19 protein-coding genes are annotated in these 16,916 nt (G+C 62.0%); 9 read left to right on the top strand and 10 right to left on the bottom strand.

Annotated elements, in window-relative coordinates; all coding sequences use genetic code 11:
- The first annotated feature begins 10 nt into the window (after positions 1–10).
- The 4 genes from ACSQ26_RS24840 to dnaQ are packed head-to-tail and all read left to right on the top strand — an operon-like array spanning position 11 to position 2,773.
- Positions 11–610 carry a Maf-like protein gene (locus ACSQ26_RS24840; RefSeq protein WP_436013680.1) on the top strand — a complete coding sequence of 200 codons (600 nt, stop codon included), beginning with the start codon at positions 11–13 and terminating at the stop codon, positions 608–610.
- On the top strand, positions 603–1,463 hold the full coding sequence (locus tag ACSQ26_RS24835) for a shikimate dehydrogenase (protein ID WP_436013678.1): 861 nt from the start codon (positions 603–605) through the stop codon (positions 1,461–1,463). The genes ACSQ26_RS24840 and ACSQ26_RS24835 overlap by 8 nt, the downstream gene beginning before the upstream one ends.
- Positions 1,463–2,053, top strand: a complete 591-nt coding sequence (gene coaE, locus ACSQ26_RS24830) for a dephospho-CoA kinase (protein WP_436013676.1) — start codon at positions 1,463–1,465, stop codon at positions 2,051–2,053. The genes ACSQ26_RS24835 and coaE overlap by 1 nt, the downstream gene beginning before the upstream one ends.
- A 6-nt stretch (positions 2,054–2,059) precedes the next feature.
- On the top strand, positions 2,060–2,773 hold the full coding sequence (gene dnaQ, locus ACSQ26_RS24825) for a DNA polymerase III subunit epsilon (protein WP_436015459.1): 714 nt from the start codon (positions 2,060–2,062) through the stop codon (positions 2,771–2,773).
- A gap of 267 nt (positions 2,774–3,040) precedes the next feature.
- Here dnaQ and secB read toward each other — a convergent pair whose 3' ends face one another.
- Together secB and ACSQ26_RS24815 are read right to left on the bottom strand one after the other, a co-directional pair.
- Entirely contained in the window at positions 3,041–3,526 is a 486-nt protein-coding gene (secB, locus tag ACSQ26_RS24820) for a protein-export chaperone SecB (RefSeq protein WP_436013674.1), read from the bottom strand.
- 141 nt (positions 3,527–3,667) lie between these two features.
- Positions 3,668–4,168, bottom strand: coding sequence for an FxsA family protein (locus ACSQ26_RS24815; RefSeq protein WP_436013672.1), 501 nt, complete (start codon positions 4,166–4,168; stop codon positions 3,668–3,670).
- A gap of 82 nt (positions 4,169–4,250) precedes the next feature.
- On the opposite strand from ACSQ26_RS24815, the gene ACSQ26_RS24810 reads away from it, so the two are divergent.
- The 5 genes from ACSQ26_RS24810 to gyrB all read left to right on the top strand — a co-directional run bounded on the left by ACSQ26_RS24810 (position 4,251) and on the right by gyrB (position 9,622).
- Positions 4,251–4,973 (top strand): Tim44/TimA family putative adaptor protein, encoded by a 723-nt coding sequence (locus tag ACSQ26_RS24810; protein ID WP_436013670.1) that lies wholly within the window; start codon positions 4,251–4,253, stop codon positions 4,971–4,973.
- Positions 4,974–4,982: 9 nt separating this feature from the next.
- On the top strand, positions 4,983–6,086 hold the full coding sequence (gene mltA, locus ACSQ26_RS24805) for a murein transglycosylase A (RefSeq protein WP_436013668.1): 1,104 nt from the start codon (positions 4,983–4,985) through the stop codon (positions 6,084–6,086).
- Positions 6,086–6,679 carry a Smr/MutS family protein gene (locus ACSQ26_RS24800; protein WP_436013666.1) on the top strand — a complete coding sequence of 198 codons (594 nt, stop codon included), beginning with the start codon at positions 6,086–6,088 and terminating at the stop codon, positions 6,677–6,679. Before mltA ends, ACSQ26_RS24800 begins: the two co-directional genes overlap by 1 nt.
- A complete protein-coding gene (locus ACSQ26_RS24795; RefSeq protein ID WP_436013664.1) occupies positions 6,676–7,053 on the top strand; it encodes a helix-turn-helix domain-containing protein in 378 nt (125 codons plus the stop codon). Before ACSQ26_RS24800 ends, ACSQ26_RS24795 begins: the two co-directional genes overlap by 4 nt.
- Positions 7,054–7,189: 136 nt before the next feature.
- A complete protein-coding gene (gene gyrB, locus ACSQ26_RS24790) occupies positions 7,190–9,622 on the top strand; it encodes a DNA topoisomerase (ATP-hydrolyzing) subunit B (protein ID WP_436013662.1) in 2,433 nt (810 codons plus the stop codon).
- A 232-nt stretch (positions 9,623–9,854) separates the two neighbouring features.
- Here gyrB and ACSQ26_RS24785 read toward each other — a convergent pair whose 3' ends face one another.
- The 8 genes from ACSQ26_RS24785 to ACSQ26_RS24750 form a co-directional block, all read right to left on the bottom strand.
- A complete protein-coding gene (locus ACSQ26_RS24785) occupies positions 9,855–11,201 on the bottom strand; it encodes a bifunctional folylpolyglutamate synthase/dihydrofolate synthase (RefSeq protein WP_436013660.1) in 1,347 nt (448 codons plus the stop codon).
- A 24-nt stretch (positions 11,202–11,225) separates the two neighbouring features.
- Positions 11,226–12,119: an acetyl-CoA carboxylase, carboxyltransferase subunit beta gene (gene accD / locus ACSQ26_RS24780; protein ID WP_436013658.1), complete on the bottom strand. Its 894-nt coding sequence runs from the start codon at positions 12,117–12,119 to the stop codon at positions 11,226–11,228.
- A gap of 59 nt (positions 12,120–12,178) precedes the next feature.
- The gene (gene trpA, locus ACSQ26_RS24775; protein ID WP_436013657.1) at positions 12,179–13,018 is read right to left on the bottom strand and encodes a tryptophan synthase subunit alpha; all 840 of its coding nucleotides are present in this window, start codon (positions 13,016–13,018) and stop codon (positions 12,179–12,181) included.
- 2 nt (positions 13,019–13,020) lie between these two features.
- A complete protein-coding gene (gene trpB, locus ACSQ26_RS24770) occupies positions 13,021–14,241 on the bottom strand; it encodes a tryptophan synthase subunit beta (protein ID WP_436013655.1) in 1,221 nt (406 codons plus the stop codon).
- Positions 14,242–14,254: 13 nt separating this feature from the next.
- On the bottom strand, positions 14,255–14,920 hold the full coding sequence (locus ACSQ26_RS24765; RefSeq protein WP_436013653.1) for a phosphoribosylanthranilate isomerase: 666 nt from the start codon (positions 14,918–14,920) through the stop codon (positions 14,255–14,257).
- Between the two features lie 95 nt (positions 14,921–15,015).
- On the bottom strand, positions 15,016–15,216 hold the full coding sequence (locus ACSQ26_RS24760) for a hypothetical protein (RefSeq protein ID WP_258159241.1): 201 nt from the start codon (positions 15,214–15,216) through the stop codon (positions 15,016–15,018).
- A 44-nt stretch (positions 15,217–15,260) separates the two neighbouring features.
- Complete coding sequence (locus ACSQ26_RS24755; RefSeq protein ID WP_436013651.1) at positions 15,261–16,019, bottom strand: M48 family metallopeptidase; 759 nt, start codon at positions 16,017–16,019, stop codon at positions 15,261–15,263.
- Between the two features lie 286 nt (positions 16,020–16,305).
- The gene (locus tag ACSQ26_RS24750) at positions 16,306–16,899 is read right to left on the bottom strand and encodes a nitroreductase family protein (RefSeq protein ID WP_436013649.1); all 594 of its coding nucleotides are present in this window, start codon (positions 16,897–16,899) and stop codon (positions 16,306–16,308) included.
- Positions 16,900–16,916: the final 17 nt, after the last annotated feature.

Below are 16,916 nucleotides of genomic sequence, written 5' to 3'. Positions count from 1 at the left end.
GGAAGGGTCCATGTCGGCTAAACTCATACTCGCCTCGAACAGCGCCTCGCGCCAATCGCTGATGCAGGGCGCCGGCCTGCAATTCGAATCGGTCGGCGCCGATATTGATGAACGCGGCCTGGAGGCGCGGCTCGCCGCCAATTACGCCAAGCCGCCGGAGATTGCCGTTGAGCTCGCCAAGGCGAAAGCGCTCTGGGTCTCGGAACGAAATCCCGATGCCTATGTCATCGGTTCGGACCAGGTCCTCTCGCTCGGCGACCGGCTGTTTCACAAGCCGCTGTCGATGGGTGAGGCCGCCGACCATATCCGCGCGATGTCGGGGCAGACCCATCACCTCAATTGCGGTGCGGCAATCGCCTTCCGGGGGGTGATCATCTGGTCGGATGTCTCGATCGCCGCGATGACGATGCGTCCCATTTCACCCGCTTTCCTGCAGACATATCTCGATCGCGCGGGTGAGGGCATTTTGCAGAGCGTCGGCGCCTATCAGTTCGAAGGTCCCGGCATTCAGCTCTTCGATAAAATCGACGGCGACTACTTCACCATTCTCGGCCTGCCGATGCTGAAACTGCTCGCCGGCCTGCGCCAGCTGGAATTGATCGATGCGTGATTCACGTGAAACATTGTTAACGAAAGCCTTCGTCACCGGCTTTCCCGTGAAGCATTCGCGCTCGCCGCTGATCCATGGCCACTGGCTGACGCAGTTCAATATTGCCGGAAGTTATGAAGCGGTCGAGGTGGCGCCGGCTGATTTCCCGGCTTTCATTGCAAGTCTTAAGGATGGATCATCCGGCTTTGTCGGCGGCAATGTCACCATCCCGCACAAGGAAATGGCCTTCGCACTCGCTGACGAGCCTGATGAACTGGCCTCCGAACTCGGGGCCGCCAACACGCTTTATCTACGCGATGGCCGGCTCAAGGCCACCAACAGCGATGGCTATGGCTTCCTCAACAATCTCGACGACCGGGCATCAGGCTGGGACGCTAACAAGAATTCTGCCGTCATTCTCGGTGCAGGTGGCGCCAGCCGGGCCATCATCCAGGCGCTGCGTGATCGCGGGTTCGGTGCGGTGCATGTCCTCAACCGCACCGAGGCACGCGGCCAGGAACTCGCCGACCGCTTCGGGCCGCGTGTGCATGCCGGGCCGATGACGGCATTGACTGAGCGGCTCTCCGGTGCCGATCTCTTCGTCAACACGACCTCGCTCGGCATGGATGATTCGGGTGCCATCGATATCGATTTCACGACGATGCGTTCAGGCGCTCTGGTGACCGACATCGTCTATGTGCCGCTGGTGACACCGATCCTGACGCAAGCAAAAGCGCAAGGCATGAGGATTGCCGATGGGCTTGGCATGTTGCTGCATCAGGCCGTGCCGGGCTTCGAAAAATGGTTCGGCCAGCGGCCGGAAGTCACGCCCGAGCTTCGCGCACTAATCATCGCCGACATGGAGAAACATTGATGATCCGTCTCGGCCTCACCGGCTCGATCGGCATGGGCAAGTCGACGACCGCCCAGATGTTCCGCGACGAAGGCCTGACGGTGATTGATTCCGATGCCGTAGTGCACGAACTCTATCGCGGCGAGGCCGTGCCCCTGATCGGGGGCGCCTTCCCAGGCACGACGGATGACGACCAGGTCGATCGCAAGAAGCTCTCGGCCTGGCTCGCCGCCCATCCGGAGGACTTCAAGCTGCTCGAGGCAATCGTCCATCCGCTGGTCCGGCGGAAGGAAGTGGAGACGATCGCCGAGGCGAGAGAGTCAGGTGCTGACATCATCGTGCTCGATATCCCGCTACTGTTCGAAAGTGGCACCGAATCACGCGTCGACAAGGTGGTGGTTGTGACCTGCGATGCGGATATCCAGCGCGCTAGGGTGCTGGCCCGGCCCGGCATGACCGAGGAGAAGTTCGCGATGATCCTGTCGCGCCAGATGCCGGATGTGGAAAAGCGCAAGCGCGCCGATTTCCTGATCGACACGGGCAGGGGTTTTGACCATGCTCGCGCCGAGGTCCGGAAGATCGTGGACGAGCTTCGGGCAAAGGGAAACTGAATGGCCTTGCGGGAAATCATCTTCGATACGGAAACCACGGGGCTCGATGCGCGCGAGGACCGGATCATCGAAATCGGCGGCATCGAACTCGTCGATCATTTCCCGACCGGCCGCACCATTCATCTCTACATCAATGCCGATGGCAAGAAGGTCCATCCGGATGCTTTGGCTGTCCATGGCATCACCGACGAACAGCTTGCCGACAAGCCGAAATTCCGCGAGGTCGCCGAGCAGATCCTCGAATTCTTCGGCGATGGCCAGTGGATCGCCCATAACGCGACCTTCGACATGGGTTTCATCAATGCCGAACTCGCGCGCCTCGACATGCCGCCGATCGTGCCGGCCAAGGTCACAGATACCCTCGCGCTCGCCCGCCGCAAGCATCCGATGGGCCCGAATTCGCTCGACGCCCTCTGCCGGCGCTACGGCATCGACAATTCCCACCGCCTCAAGCACGGCGCATTGCTCGACTCCGAGCTCCTGGCCGAAGTCTATATCGAACTGATCGGCGGCAAGCAGGCGGCGCTCGGTTTCGGCGGCACCAGCGACAGTCGCGGTGGCCGCGTTATCGTTGAACAGAGCATCGAGATCATGGCGCGTCCCCGGCCGCTATCGCCGCGCTTGACGATCGAGGAGATCACGGCGCACACCGAAATGGTGGTGAAGCTCGGCGAAAAGGCGGTTTGGGCGAGATACGGCATTACGGCGACCAAACACTGATTGCCGGCCGATAGACTTCTCCTAGTTCCTTGCCCCTCACCCTAGCCCTTTCCCCGTAAGAACGGGGCGAGGGGACGATGGGCTTGCTCTCCTCGCTAGCTTCGCACCGCCTCGAAGGGAGCAAGAATGGCCCCACAAGTCCCTTCTCCCCGCTTGCGGGGAGAAGATGCCGGCAGGCAGATGAGGGGCAGACCCCACCAGAGAACAGCCAACAAAAAACCCGGAAGCTTCCTGCCGGGTCTCATCATCCAAATCTCTCGACCGAAATTAGTTGGTCGCAGCGACCTTGGCCTTGGCCTGTTCCTCGGCCATGCGCTGCTGGAACATCTGCGCGAAATCGATAGGATCGATCATCAGCGGCGGGAAGCCGCCGTTGCGGGTCGCGTCGGCGACGATCTGGCGCGCGAAGGGGAAGAGCAGGCGCGGGCATTCGATGAACAGCACCGGCAGCATGTGCTCCTGGGCAAAGCCCTGGATGCGGAAGAGGCCGCCATAGGAAAGCTCGGCATGGAACACGGTCTTGTCGCCTTCCTTGGCGGAAGCGTCGAGCGTCAGCACCACGTCGAAATCGGTTTCCGACATCGGGTTGGCGTTGACGTTGACCGAGATATTGATGTTCGGAGCCTTCTCGCGCGACTGCAGCGAGCGCGGCGCGCCGGGATTCTCGAACGAGAAATCCTTGGTGTACTGCGCCAGGATGTTGATGGATGGTTGACGGGCTCCGTCGGCGCCGTTCGTTGTTTCGTCTGCCATGGTATTTCCTCTAGGGCCGGAGTGAAGTGTGCGGAAGATCCTGCTTCACCAACGTTATCTTTCGGCTTGCCGCTCTATCACTTCACTCCGGGGGTGACAACCCTCGTAAAGGCCTCGCAACCGCTGGCGGGAAGGGCTGTTTCAGTCCTTGCGCTCGATATGCCCAGCCGGTGGATCGCGCGGCTCGCGGCGTTCGAAATCCTCCGGCGACAGGTCGACCACGCCGTCTTCGCGGCCGCCCCGACGAAAGCCTCGGCCGCGCGGACCGCCCGTGTGGAGGGACGTGACCTTGATGCGCGAGCGGACGAAATGCCTGATCCCGCTGCGGATGAAAGGGATCATCAGGAGAAGGCCGATCACATCGGTCACGAAACCGGGTATGATCAGCAGCAGGGCGCCGATGACGATGAGCACGCCGTCGACCAGCCCGACCTCCGGCGTCTGCCCCTGGCGGATGTCGCGATTGATCTTCTTGAGCACGCTGAGGCTCTGGTAGCGCAGCAGCATTGCGCCTACAATCGCCGACAGGATGACCAGTGCAATGACGTTCCAGACCCCGATCGCCTGGCCCACATAGATGAAGACCGCGATCTCGATCACCGGCATCAGGATGAGCAGGATCGGAATGATGATCAGCGGCATGTCTTTTCCCTTGTTACGGCCATTTGATTGATCGATGAATCACGACTATATGGTGGCGATAGAGTTCCAACCAAGGTGAGAAATGGGTACCGACAATATCATTACGCTTTTTTTCCTGATTGTCGCCGCGCTGATATTCCTCAATCTGCGCAGCGTGCTGGGAAAACGTACCGGCACCGAGAAGCCACCTTTCGATCCCTTCCGGCGCGACCAGCAAGATGTCGAGCGCCAGAGCCAGCCGGCGGACGATGGCAAGGTCATCACCCTGCCGCGCCGCGACCAGCAATCGCAGCCGCAGGCCGATGTGCCAGGCCGCTATGAGATCATCGACGATTTCGCCAAACCGGGCACGCCGCTGAACGACCAGCTGCGCCAGGTCTACGACAACGATCCTACATTCGACCCCAAGCAGTTCGTGGACGGCGCCAAGGCGGCGTATGAGATGATCGTGCAGGCATTTGCCGAGGGCGACCGCAAGTCGCTCAAGACGCTGCTGTCCAACGATGTCTATCAGGGTTTCGACCAGGCCATCACCGCCCGCGAGAAGGCCGGCGAGACGGTCAAGTCCACATTTGTCGGCATCGAGAAGGCGGAAATCTCCAATGCCGCGATGGATGGCAGCGAGGTGACGATCACCATGCGCATCGTCAGCCAGTTGATCTCGGCCACCTATAACTCCGCCGGCGAAGTTATAGAAGGCAATGCCGATACGGTTGCCGAAGTCGTCGACAGCTGGAGCTTTGCCCGCGACACCCGTTCGCGCGACCCCAACTGGAAGCTCGTGCAAACCCAATCCGAAGGCTGAAACCGAGCCATGGATTTCGCGCTCAAGCCGCTATCGTTCGAAGAAATAGAGGGCTGGAAGGATGATGATCCTTCCAGCCTTTTTCCCGTCATGGCGCGCTGTCTCGACCACATCAGGGGCACCAAGCGTTACAAGACCGGCTCACTCGGCGTCACCGCGGATGAACTGGCTGCCGTCTTCGATGCAGCAGGCGGTGCCGAACCAGCCAGCGCCGCGGACGCACGAAGCTTCTTCGAACAGAATTTCCAGCCGTTCCTCATAATGCCCGATTCCGGCAAGCCGGGTCTGGTCACCGCCTTCTATGAGCCGGAAGTCGAGGTTTCCGAAACCCGGTCGGATGTCTGGTGTCATCCCTTCTACCGCCGGCCGCCCGATCTCATCGACATCGACGACACCAACCGGCCGGAGGGTTTCGATCCATCCTATGCCTTTGGCAGCGAGTCCAAGGAAGGCATCGGCTACTATCCGCGCCGCCAGGCCATCGACGGAGGCTGTCTCGAAGGCAAGGGATTGGAAATCGCCTGGGCCAAATCGCGCGTCGATGTGTTCTTCGCCCATATCCAGGGCGCCGCGCGGCTGGTCTATCCCGATGGCCGCGTCCAGCGCATCACCTTCGTCGCCAAGGCCGGCCATCCCTTTACCGGCATCGGCCGCTACCTGATCGACATCGGCGAAATCCCCCCCGAAAAGATTTCGATGGGCTCGATCCGTGATTGGCTCGCCGCCCATCCCGACCGGCAGGACGAGGTGCTCTGGCAGAACCGCTCCTACATTTTCTTCCGCGAGGCGCCCGTCGAGGGCCTCGAACTCGGCCCGGTCGCAGCCGCGAAAGTGCCGCTCGAGGCCATGCGTTCGATTGCCGTCGACCGGATGATCCATACCTTCTCCTCGCCCTTTTTCATCCGTAGCCAGACGCTCACCCATCTCACGGATGGAAAGCCCTTCGCCCGTTTGATGATGGCACTCGATACCGGCTCGGCAATCCTTGGTCCGGCACGCGGCGATATCTTCACCGGCTCCGGCAAACAGGCAGGTGATCTCGCCGGCAATGTCAAGAACGACGCCGACTTCGTCATCCTGGTGCCGAACTCCGCTGCCGGGAGGTTTCTGTGATGCGCGGGCGCGGCAAGAAGATACTGACGACGGACGACCGCATCCTCTGGGGCAAGGTGGCGCGCAGTACCAATGCGCTTCCCGGCCGTATGAGCGAGATCGAGGCCTTCGAAAAATCGATTGCCGAGGTCGAGGACGAACCGAAGCCCATCATCAGGCAGGCGGCTCCGGCCTTGAAGAAGGCCGTCGTCACTACCTTCGAGGACATATCCTATCAGGCTCCGCCGCAGCCGAGGCATCCAGGCGGCACGCACCAGCCGCTCGAACGTCCCGTCAAGCGCAAGCTCGCCAAGGGCCGGCTGGAACTCGATGCGCGGATCGACCTGCACGGCCTGTTCCAGGAAGAGGCGCATGCGCTGCTCCATTCCTTCATCCTGCGTGCCCATGAACGCGGTCTCCGACACGTCCTGGTCATAACAGGCAAGGGCTCGTCCATAGGCAGCGACGGCGCGCTCAAGCGCGCCGTGCCGATGTGGTTCGGCAAGCACGAATTCCGCCACCTGATCTCGTCCTGGGAAACCTCGGCGCCCAACCATGGTGGCGAGGGCGCGCTCTATGTCCGGCTGTCGCGCCGGCGGGGAGAGGCCGAATGACACCCTTCGGCGAGGCGGTCCGCCGCATCCGACGCAAACGTGGCATCACCCAGAAGGAGATGGCGAAGGCACTAAACGTTTCGCCCGCCTATCTCTCGGCGCTGGAAAGCGGCAAGCGCGGCAAACCGGGCTTCGATTTCCTCCAGCGGGTCGCCGGTTACCTCAATATCATCTGGGACGAGGCCGACGATCTGTTCCGCGTCGCGGCCATTTCCCACCCCCGCGTGGTGGTCGATACGTCGGGCCTGCCGCCGGATTACACCGCCTTTGCCAACCGCCTGGCGGGCGAAATCCGCACGCTTCCTCCCCAAACCATCCGCGAATTGTCGGCGGTTTTGGCGAATGCCGCCAAATCAAGGGAAAAGCGGCCCTGATCCCCTGTTTTCTGCCGTATTTCTGGCCTCTAGATTTGGTTCTTGGGGTCAAAATCCCTATATTCGAAGGCATATAGCACTAGGTGATTCGGGCGCGGTTCTCGCGCCCTGAGATCTTTGGAAAAGAAAGTAGTCCATGGCCGGTTCATCCGAAGAAGAAATTCCGGAGAGCGCCGAATACGGCGCCGATTCGATCAAGGTTCTGAAGGGGCTGGATGCTGTCCGCAAGCGTCCCGGCATGTATATCGGCGATACCGACGACGGCTCCGGTCTGCACCACATGGTCTACGAAGTTGTCGATAACGCTATCGACGAAGCACTGGGCGGCCATGCCGACTTGGTGACCGTCACGCTGAACGCCGATGGCTCGGTGACAGTCACCGACAACGGTCGTGGCATCCCCACCGGCATGCATGAGGAGGGCGTCTCGGCGGCCGAGGTCATCATGACCCAGCTCCATGCCGGCGGCAAGTTCGACCAGAATTCCTACAAAGTCTCCGGCGGCCTGCACGGCGTCGGCGTCTCGGTCGTCAACGCGCTGTCGGTCAAGCTCAAGCTCAAGATCCGCCAGAAGGGCAATATCTACGAGATGAGCTTCACCCACGGCGTCGCCGATGCGCCGCTTGCGATCACGGGTGACGCGGGTGACGAGACCGGCACGGAAGTGACGTTCACCGCCAGCGACCTGACCTTCACCAAAACCGAATACGACTATGCCACGCTCGAGCACCGCCTGCGCGAACTCGCCTTCCTCAATTCCGGCGTCCGGATCGTACTGACCGACAAGCGCCATTCCGATATCAAGCAGGAAGAGCTGCTCTATGACGGGGGCCTGGAAGCCTTCGTGCTCTATCTCGACCGCGCCAAGAAGCCGCTGATCGACAAGCCGATCGCCATCCGCAGCGAGAAGGACGGCATCACCGTCGAAGTCGCCATGTGGTGGAACGACAGCTACCACGAGAATGTGCTCTGCTTCACCAACAACATCCCGCAGCGCGACGGCGGCACCCATCTTGCCGGTTTCCGTGGCGCCCTGACCCGCCAGATTACCAGCTATGCCGACACTTCAGGCATCCTGAAGAAGGAAAAGGTCTCGTTCACCGGCGATGATTGCCGCGAAGGCCTGACTGCCGTTCTCTCCGTCAAGGTACCGGACCCGAAATTCTCGTCCCAGACCAAGGACAAGCTCGTCTCGTCCGAAGTCCGGCCGGTGGTCGAGAACCTCGTCAACGAGGCGCTCAACCAGTGGTTCGAGGAACATCCGGCCGAATCCAAGGTCCTGATCGGCAAGGTGGTGGAAGCCGCAGCCGCCCGCGAGGCCGCCCGCAAGGCCCGCGAACTCACCCGCCGCAAGGGCGCTCTCGATATCGCCTCGCTGCCCGGAAAGCTCGCCGATTGCTCCGAGCGCGATCCGGCGAAATCCGAAGTCTTCCTCGTCGAGGGAGATTCGGCAGGCGGTTCGGCCAAGCAGGGCCGCTCGCGCGAGAACCAGGCCATCCTGCCGCTCCGGGGCAAGATCCTCAATGTCGAGCGCGCACGTTTCGACCGCATGCTCGGCAGCGCCGAAATCGGCACGCTGATCACCGCGCTCGGCACCGGAATCGGCAAGGATGAGTTCAACGCCGACAAGCTGCGTTACCACAAGATCATCATCATGACGGACGCCGACGTCGACGGCGCCCATATCCGCACCCTGCTGCTCACCTTCTTCTTCCGGCAGATGCCGGAGCTGATCGAGCGCGGCCATCTCTACATCGCCCAGCCGCCGCTTTATAAGGCAAGCCGCGGCAAGTCCTCGACCTATCTCAAGGACGAGAAGGCGTTCGAGGAATTTCTCATCGATGCCGGCCTCGAGGACGCGACGCTGACGTTGGGCAGCGGCGAAATGCGCGGCGGCCCCGATCTCCGGGAAATCATCGCAGATGCGCTTCGCCTGCGCAGCCTGGTCGAAGGCCTGCATTCCCGCTACAGCCGTTCGCTGATCGAGCAGGCGGCAATCGCGCAAGGCTTGAATGCCGAACTGATGAGCGATCTTGGCCGCGCCAACACCGTGGTCAGCGAAATCGCCCGCCGTCTCGACTTGATCTCGGAGGAAACCGAGCGCGGCTGGACCGGGCTGCTCGGCGAGGATGGCGGCCTGCGCTTCGAACGTATGGTGCGCGGCGTCAAGGAATCGGTGCTGATCGACATGGGCCTGATCGGTTCGTCCGACGCCCGCCATATCGACCAGATGAGCGAACGGCTGCACGAAATTTATTCCGTACCGCCGAAGCTCAACAAGAAGGATGGCAGCGTCGAGATTTCAGGCCCGAAGGCTTTGCTCGAGCAAATCTTCGGCATCGGCCGCAAGGGCCTTTCCATGCAGCGCTACAAGGGCCTCGGCGAGATGAATGCCGATCAGCTCTGGGAAACCACGCTCGATCCGAATGCCCGCTCGCTGCTGCAGGTCCGCGTCAACGACGCGACCGACGCCGACGGCCTCTTCTCGCGCCTGATGGGCGACGAGGTCGAGCCCCGCCGCGAATTCATCCAGGAGAACGCGCTGGGTGTTGCGAATTTGGATATTTGAGGCTGGCTCCAGACGCGGCGTCTTCCTCGGGCTTGACCCGAGGATCTGGTGCCATCTCCAATTGCTCGACGATGACGTTGACCGCGCAAAACAATTGACGTCACCAGATGCTCGGGACGAGCCCGAGCATGACGTCGCGGGCGCGGGTCGGCGATAGGCAACGCTGCGGCAGCGCTTCGAACATCGTCGAATACGCCACACCCCAATTCATGATTCACGTGAAACCAAAGTCTCACTCCGGCGGCGTGCCATTCTCTTCGAGAATATTGCCGGCGAAGTAGAGCGAGCCGCCGATCAGGATGCGCGGCGCCCGGTCGTCGCCCTTCGCCAAAGCTGAAATCAGCGCCAATGCGTCAGCAGCCGAATCGACGGGTTCGGCGATGAGGCCCGCTTCCGCCGCGTCATGCGCCAGCGCCACCGGATCAATCGTAGCATCGGAATTGCGAATGCCGACGGTGAAGACCTTGCGGGTCAGCCCTTCAAAGGCCTCGAAATAGCCCTTGGGGTCCTTGGTGTTGATCATGCCGGTGACGAGATAGAGCGGACGCGGGTCGCGTTCCTCGAAGCCGGCGATCGCCTCGGCCACCGCACGCCCGCCATGCGGATTATGCCCGCCGTCGAGCCAGATCTCGGATCCCTCAGGCGCCAGCGCCACGAGATTGCCGGTCCGCAAACGCTGCAGGCGCGCCGGCCAGTTGACGTTCTTCATTGCCTTGGCGGCGATCTCCTCGTTGACGAGGAAGCCCGCCGCCTTCACCGCGCGGATCGCGGCACCGGCATTGGAATATTGATGCCTGCCGGGCAGTGCCGGCAGCGGCAAATCCATCAGGCCATTGTCGTCCTGGTAGATCAGCCGGCCGTTTTCCTCGTGCGCGAGATAGTCCTGGCCGTAGATCACGTAAGGCGCGCCCAGCCGCTCGGCCCGATCAACCAGCGCGTCGAGCGCCGCGCCCTCTTCCTGCCGGCCGAATACGGCCGCCGCGCCGCGCTTGATGATGCCCGCCTTGGCCAGCGCAATCTCTTCGATCGTCTGGCCGAGCCAAGTCTGGTGATCGAGCGCGATCGGCATGATCAGCGACACGGCCGGGTCCTCGATGACATTGGTGGCATCGTACATACCGCCAAGCCCGACTTCGATCACCACCGCGTCCGCCGGATTCTCCGCGAACAGCAGGAAGGTCACCGCAGTCAAGAGTTCATAGACCGTGATAGGCTGTCCGGCATTGACGCGCTCGCTGCGTTGCACGGCATCGAGCAAAGCTTCATCGCTCACCAGCTTTCCAGGGCCGCCACGCACGCCGATGCGGTAGCGTTCATGCCAGCGCACGAGATGCGGCGAGGTGTGGACGTGAACGGCAAGCCCTTGCGCTTCGAGCAGCGCCCGGCAAAACGCGGTTGCCGAACCCTTGCCGTTGGTACCGGCGACATGGATGATCGGCGGCAGGGCATCCTGCGGCCGGCCTAAATCATCGAGCAGCCGCGCGATGCGGTCGAGAGACAGGTCGAAGCCGCGCGGAAAGATGCCGAGCAGCCGGTCGATTTCCTGCTCTGCCCGGCTGTGCGGTCGAACTTCGGACATTCCGCCTCTTCCGCTCTTCGTCTGTTATTCGGCTGCGAGCGCGAGCTGCTTCATTTCTTCGGCCGGCATACGCATCATCATCCGGCACATGCGGGCCAGCGTCTCGGGGATTTCGCGGCGGTCGATGACCATGTCGACCATGCCGTGTTCCATCAGATATTCCGAGGTCTGGAAGCCTTCGGGCAGCTTTTCGCGGATCGTCTGTTCGATGACGCGCTTGCCCGCGAAGCAGATTTCCGCGCCCGGTTCGGCCAAATGCACGTCGCCCAGCATGGCATAGGAAGCGGTCACGCCGCCGGTCGTCGGATTGGTCAGCACGACGATATAGGGCTGGCCCGATTCTTTCAGCATATCGACGGCCACCGTGGTGCGCGGCAGCTGCATCAGCGACAGGATGCCTTCCTGCATGCGCGCGCCGCCGGAAGCCGGGAACATCACCAGCGGACATTTCTCCTGGATCGCGCGCTCGAAAGCCTTGATGATCGCCTCGCCGGCGGCAAGACCCAGCGAGCCGCCCATGAAATTGAACTCATGGACCACGCCGACCATCTTGACGCCACGGACATAGCCGACGCCGGCGAGGATCGTGTCCTCTAGCCCTGTCTTGATACGGCCATCGCGCAACCGGTCGGCGTATTTCTTGTTGTCGCGGAAGCGGAGCGGATCCTGCGCCACCTTGGGCTGCGGCAGGAGTTCATAGGCAGCGTCGTCGAACAGGTCGTTCAGGCGTTCCTTGGCCGGCATCTTCATGTGATAGCCGGAATTCGGGATCACCCACTTATTGGCCTCCAGCTCCTTGTGGAACACCATTTCGCCGGTCTCCGGGCACTTGATCCAGAGATTTTCGGGCGTATCGACCGTCGGGCGACCGAGCATGGAGTTGATCTTCGGGCGGACGAAATTGGTAATCCAGTTCATGATGAACTCCTTTTACCCCAAGGTAAGAATCAAGAGGTTCTAACCCCAGATATGGCTATTTATTCGGCGGCCGCAAGGCGCGCGGCGTGCACGCCTTCCGACAGGTCGCGTACGAAGCTCGCGACCGATGATACGGTTTCAGGCGTGGCCTTGCCGTCCTGATCGAGCGAAGCCGCCACGACATTCACGATCGCAGTGCCCACGACAACCCCATCGGCCGAAGCGCCGATCAGCCTTGCATGCTCGGCGGTCTTAACGCCGAAGCCGACGCAGACCGGCAGTGCGGTGTGGCTCTTGATGCGGTTGACGGCGCCCGCGATCTTCGTGGGATCAGGCAGCGCCGAGCCGGTGATACCGGTCATCGAGACGTAATAGACGAAGCCGGATGTGTTGGTCAGCACCTTCGGCAGGCGCTTGTCATCGGTCGTCGGCGTCGCGAGCCGGATGAAGTTGATGCCCTTGGCGAGCGCCGGAATGCAGAGTTCGTCATCCATTTCGGCCGGCAGGTCGACGATGATCAGGCCGTCGATGCCGGCGTCCAGCGCGTCGTCGAGGAACCGGTCGACGCCATAGATGTAGATCGGATTATAATAGCCCATCAGCACGATCGGCGTCGTCTGGTCGCCGGCACGGAAGGCTTTGGCGATGGCGAGCGTCTTGACCATGTCCTGGCCGGACTTCAGCGCGCGCTGGCCCGCCAGCTGGATCACCGGGCCGTCGGCCATCGGGTCGGAAAACGGCGCGCCAAGCTCGATGATATCCGCACCGGCCCCGGGCAGCGCCTTCATGATGTCGAGCGAGGTCTGGTAGTCCGGGTCGCCGGCCATGATGTAGGTCACGAAGGCCGGGCGGCCCTCGGCTTTCACATCGGCGAATTTCTTGTCCATACGCGCAGTCATGATCAGAGCCCCATACCGAGAATCTTGCCGACAGTGAAGATGTCCTTGTCGCCCCGGCCGGAGAGGTTCATCAGGATGATCTGGTCCTTGCCCATCTTGGGCGCCCGCTTGATCACCTCAGCGATGGCATGGCTCGGCTCCAGCGCTGGAATGATGCCCTCGAGCTTGGTGAGCAGCTGGAATGCCTCCAGCGCCTCGTTGTCCATGATCGGAACGTATTCGGCGCGGCCGATATCGTTGAGCCAGGCGTGTTCCGGCCCGATCCCGGGATAATCGAGGCCGGCCGAGATCGAATGACCTTCAAGGATTTGGCCGTCGCGGTCCTGGAGAAGATAGGTGCGGTTGCCATGCAGCACGCCGGGCGATCCCGCGGTGATCGAGGCGCAATGCTCGACGCCTTCCAGCCCGCGTCCGCCGGCTTCGACGCCGACCAGCTTGACGTTCTGATCATCGAGGAAGGGATGGAAGATGCCGATGGCGTTGGAGCCACCGCCGACAGCCGCGATCACCATGTCAGGCAATCTGCCTTCGGCTTCCATCAGCTGCTGCTTGGCCTCAGAGCCGATCACCGACTGGAAATCGCGCACCATCTCAGGATAGGGATGCGGACCTGCCGCCGTGCCGATCAGGTAATAGGTGTCGTCGACATTGGTCACCCAGTCGCGCAAGGCCTCGTTCATCGCGTCCTTGAGCGTGCCGCTGCCGGCGGTCACCGGCACCACTTCGGCGCCGAGCAGCTTCATGCGGAACACGTTCGGCGCCTGTCGCTCGACATCGGTCGCGCCCATATAGACGACGCAAGGATAGCCGAAGCGCGCCGCGACCGTCGCCGAGGCCACGCCATGCTGGCCGGCGCCGGTTTCGGCGATGATGCGGGTCTTGCCCATGCGCTTGGCGAGGAGGATCTGGCCGATGCAGTTGTTGATCTTGTGCGAGCCGGTGTGGTTCAGTTCCTCGCGCTTGAAATAGATCTTCGCACCGCCGAGATGCTGGGTCAGGCGCTCCGCATAATAGAGTGGGCTGGGGCGTCCGATGTAATGCGTGCCGAGGCTCTTGAGCTCCGCCTGGAATTCCGGATCGGTCTTGGCCTTCTCCCACTCGTCCTGTAGTTCCAGGATCAGCGGCATCAATGTTTCGGCGACGAATCGACCGCCGAAAATGCCGAACCGCCCGTCCTCGTCGGGACCGGAGCGCAGGGTATTGGGTCTTAGGGCCTCGTTCACTGGTCTTCTCCCCTCAAGCCGCGACGTTGCCTGACGCTTGGGCCAGGCGCACGGCTTCGAAAAACTCGTCCATCATCTCCAGATCCTTGACGCCGGGACTCGATTCGACGCCGGATGATGTGTCTATGCCGGTCGGCCGCGCAATGCTGAGCGCCTCGCCGACATTGTCCTTGTTGAGCCCGCCGGACAGCATGTAATCCACGCTGGCGTCGAGGCCGCTGAGCAGCCGCCAGTCGAAGCTCACGCCGTTGCCGCCTGGCAATTCGGAATTTATAGGCGGCTTGGCATCGAGCAGGAAGCGGTTGGCAATGCCGTCATAGGCTTCGATCCGCCTCAGATCATCAGCGTCGGCGATCGAAAGCGCCTTCCACACCGGCAGGCCGGTGACGGCCTTGATCGTCAGCACCCGGTCGGGCGTCTCCTTGCCGTGCAGCTGTAATATATCGGGTCGCATCAGGGCGACAATCTCGTCGAGGTCGTCATTATCGGGATCGACCGATACGGACACGATCTTGACCTTGCCACGCACGCGACCGGCGAGCCGCCCGGCATCCGCGGGCTCGATATGCCTGGGGCTCTTGGCGAAGAAGATGAAGCCGATATGGGTAGCACCGAGCGCCACCGCGCGATCGACCGCTTCCTCGGTCTTCAGGCCGCAAATTTTGATGTCCAGCGTCATGAGCATGCCAGTGACATGAATTCTCGGCCAAGTCGAGGCAAATTTGCGGCATTCGCAGGCGTTTGCCGATGGCCGGGAGGCAAAAGTCGGGTGCTTCAGGGCTTGGTGGATGCGGCGGCGGAGATCGCCATCAGCACAGCACCGACGGCCATGAAGACCAGCACAAACGGCCACGATGCCGCCAGCAACAGCAGCCAGATCGCTTGGGAACGGTCGGTCGCCTGTCCGCTCATCGCCACGGCAACAAAGATCAGGGCCGCTCCCAGGAGCCAGATGTAAAACGTCATCTCGACCATGAGCACATTCTAACACACGAACGACTGCGCGAAACGTGCGTAGACTAGCCGAAATCCATGACATGCAGCATGGCGCCGTTGCGTTTCAGCCAGCGCTTGGCCTCGTCGCTTTGCGGGCAGAGGTCCTCGCAGATCGCCCAGAACCGGTCCGAATGGTTCATCTCGGCGAGATGCGCCACTTCATGCGCCGCGAGATAATCGATCACATGATCCGGCGCCATGACGATGCGCCACGAAAACGAGAGATTGCCATCATGCGAGCAACTGCCCCAGCGGCTCTTCGTATCCTTCAGCGAGATCGAGGCGACCTTGCGCCCGATCGCGGCGGCATGCCTGCGCGCCAGCAGGTCGAGATCCTTCCGGGCCTCCACCTTCAGGAAGTCGCGGATGCGCCGGGCGAGATGATCCTCCGCGCCGCCGACCAGCAGCACCTTCTCGCCATCCTTCTCGGTCGTTTCGGTCAGGCCGCGCAGCTTTCCGGTGCGCTCGATCCGGTGCGCCACGCCGCGGATCTGGATATAGCGCCCCTCGGTCACCGCATTGGTGGTCGGAAACCGCGCCAGCTTGGTCATCAGCCAGCCCTGGTGCCGGTTGAGGAAATCCTGGATTTCCCGCTCCTTCAGCCCCTTGGGCACGGTCAATTTGAGCGATTGTCCGCCTGGATCGATTCGGAGCGTAATCCGCCGCGCCCGCGCATCCGGGCGGACGGCCAGCGGCACGCTTCGGCCCGCGACATCGATCGTCCGTGTCTTCGGATCGGACGGCCGTTCGGGCTTCTGGAGGAAGGAGAGGCGTGAGAGCATGGGAGAGAGTTAGCAGATTCGAGAGGAAAGGTAGAGGGTGCATTGCGCGGCGATTTACCCCTCACCAACTTCGGCCATGGGTTCGCTTTGCTCACCCGGCCTTCGTATCCTCTCCCACAGGGGGAGAGGTAGGGTGCCACGCATTCGACCCTTCACTTGTGGCGAAGCGGTGCCACGAGTTTACCTCTCCCCTTGTGGGAGAGGATAGCAAGTCCATGCGAAGCGTCAGCTGAGCATCTGGACGCGCTTGGTGACGGGTGAATCCTTCCCCGGGAAGGCCTATACTCTACCCCCGAAACATCCCCTTGAAAGCCGTCTCATTCAGCGGCCGCCGCCCGCCCTTCTTTTCGCGCTCCTGGAATTTCTCCGGCAGCAGGTCCTTGTCGGCGAGCTTGCCGATCGCGATCCCCGCCTCGACCTTGTAGCGATCCGGGTCGATCCCGAGCCCGGCCACGATCCTGTCCTTCTCGATGCCCGCCATCGGATGCGCCACATAACCCAGCATCGCGGCCTGCAGCGTGAAGCTCTGCAGCGCCGCGCCCGTATCCAGTGAATGGGTGCCGATCGGCCGGGGTTCGGAACCATCTGTCGGCGTGGTGAACTTGGCCGAGATGACGATCACGATCGCCGCCGCCTTGTGCCCCCATTGCTGGTTTCCCTCATCGAGAAACTGCACATATTGCTGGAAGTTCGCGTCGCCACGGAGCGCATAGCTGAAGCGCCACGGCTGGCGGTTGGATGCCGAATGCGCCCAACGCGCCGCTTCGAACATCGTCAGCAGATCCGCCTCCGGCATGGCCTCGCCGGTGAAGGACCGCGCCGACCAGCGTTCGAAAAATATGGGATTGACCGGGTGGTCCGGCTTGCGTTCGTCTGTCATTTATTTGTCCCGGTATG

This window comes from Rhizobium sp. LjRoot254 (assembly GCF_964254105.1).
In the GTDB taxonomy this organism is placed as follows: Bacteria; Pseudomonadota; Alphaproteobacteria; order Rhizobiales; family Rhizobiaceae; genus Rhizobium_E.
Note: the sequence above shows the minus strand (reverse complement) of the source record. Positions and strands in the feature narration are given on the sequence as shown.